Raw genomic sequence first — 1,867 nt, 5'->3', positions numbered from 1 at the left:
CCACGCGGTCGCCCACCCCGACGCCCGCGGCCCCCGCCGTCGCGTCGTCGAGGGCCACCTCACGGGTGCCGGTGGGCGCGGAGCCGTCGATCCCGGGGTCCTCGGACAGCTTCGTCGAGGACCAGCCGTGCCCGGCCGCCTCCGGTTCCCCGGACGGTACGACCCGGCCGCGGGCGTCGATCACGGCGGCCGGGAAGCCGACGTCGCCGACCGCGGCGGTGACACCGGGCAGTCGGCCCAGCCGGTCGACCAGCCCGGCCGCGACCGTGGCGCGCTCCGGGAGCGCGATCGGCAGGTCACCGCCCGGACGCAGGTTCTGTTCGGCGGAGACCACGACGTCCGCGCCGGCGAGCCGGCCGGCCGGCAGCTGGGAGCGGATGCCGGACTCGGCCAGCACCCCGGTCCCGGTGATCAGTGCCGCGCCGCCGAACACCGCGCACGCCACCGCCAGCAGGGCGGTGATCCGGTGTCCGGCCATGCGGACCGCGAGATGCAGCATGCTTCTAGACCTCTCCCAGCTTGACGAGGCGGTCGGCCAGTTCGAGGGCGGTGGGCCGGGCCAGGGTGTCGACCACCCGGCCGTCGGCCATCACCAGCGCGTGGTGCGCCTGGGCGGCGGCCCCCGGGTCGTGGGTGACCATCACCACCGTCTGGCGCAGTTCGTCGACGAGTTCGCGCAGCAGGCCCAGCACCTCGTGGGCGCTGCGCAGGTCCAGGGCGCCGGTCGGCTCGTCCGCGAACACGACGGCGGGCTTGGCCACCAGCGCCCGTACGATCGCGGCCCGCTGCTGCTGGCCGCCGGAGAGCTCGGCTGGCCGGTGCGACAGCCGGTCGGCGAGGCCGACCCGCTCGACCAGCGTCCGCAGCCACGCGTGGTCGGGGGCCCGTCCCGCCAGCCGCAGCGGCAGGGTGATGTTGTCGGCGACGCTGAGGGCGGGGACCAGGTTGTAGGCCTGGAACACGAACCCGATGTGCTCGCGGCGCAGTTCGGTGCGGCGGGTCTCGTTCAGTCCGCTGATCTCGCGGCCGCCGATGCGGATGCTCCCCGAGGTGGGGGAGTCCAGACCGGCGGCGCAGTGCATCAGCGTGCTCTTGCCGGACCCCGAGGGCCCCATCACGGCGAGGAAGGTGCCGTGGTCCACGGTCAGCGACACGTCGTTGAGGGCGCGGACGCCTCCCGCGTACGTCTTGCTGACGTTCGAGAGCGCGATGGCCGGGGCGGGGGCGGAGGTGGAGGAGGGCTGCACCGCCGGGTGGCCGGCTCCCGCGGGGAAGCCGTTCACCGACGGCCCCGCAGGTGACGGAGGACGAGCACCGTCGCGCAGAGCGCGGTGACCGCGCCGCAGACCAGGTGGATCCGGGTCGAGGCGCCGCTGAGCGAGGCCGCCATGTTGCCGACCGTGCTGATGACCAGCACCAGCCACAGGGCCGTACGCACGACGTCGGACCGGGTGACGCCGTCACCGGCGACGCCGTCTCGGGTGGCGCCCGGTGCGGCGGGGTCCGTGCTCCGTGTGCCGCCGTCGAAGTTCCGTGTCCCGCCGTCGAAGCGGTAGGGGTCCGTGGCCGTCATCGCTGTCCCTCTTCAAGTCGTCTTCGAGTCGTCGCGCCAACCCCGGTCGGGCCGCGCCGTCGTCATCGAAGCTACGGATCGGGACCCCGGGCGGCCGAGCCCGCCAGCAGCCCGAATGGGGGTACAGCAGGCTGTACCTCTACGCTCCTCCTCTACAGCGGAGCGGCCGCCCGGACGGGGCCGCCGGGGAACGAGAGGGGAGTCCGCCGATGCCGACCTCCACCCGGCACGACGAGCCGGCCGAGGGCGGGACCCGGGGCGGCGGGACCGAAGGCGCGGCCGGTGCGGCCGGCG

2 protein-coding genes and 1 pseudogene are annotated in these 1,867 nt (G+C 75.1%); all 3 read right to left on the bottom strand.

Annotated elements, in window-relative coordinates:
• Positions 1 to 499 (bottom strand): annotated as a pseudogene (locus HO151_RS01185) (ABC transporter permease); the annotation flags it as partial.
• Between the two features lie 4 nt (positions 500 to 503).
• Entirely contained in the window at positions 504 to 1,247 is a 744-nt protein-coding gene (locus HO151_RS01180; protein ID WP_173894284.1) for an ABC transporter ATP-binding protein, read from the bottom strand.
• A gap of 32 nt (positions 1,248 to 1,279) precedes the next feature.
• Positions 1,280 to 1,573, bottom strand: a complete 294-nt coding sequence (locus HO151_RS01175) for a hypothetical protein (RefSeq protein ID WP_173894283.1) — start codon at positions 1,571 to 1,573, stop codon at positions 1,280 to 1,282.
• Between the last annotated feature and the right edge of the window lie 294 nt (positions 1,574 to 1,867).

This window comes from Streptomyces sp. 8P21H-1, from assembly GCF_013302945.1.
This window is presented reverse-complemented; position numbering and strand designations above follow the sequence as displayed.

Excerpts from the sequence above, each read along its gene's own strand:
- HO151_RS01175 (WP_173894283.1), bottom strand. The coding sequence starts at position 1,573 with ATGACGGCCACGGACCCCTACCGCTTCGACGGCGGGACACGGAACTTC.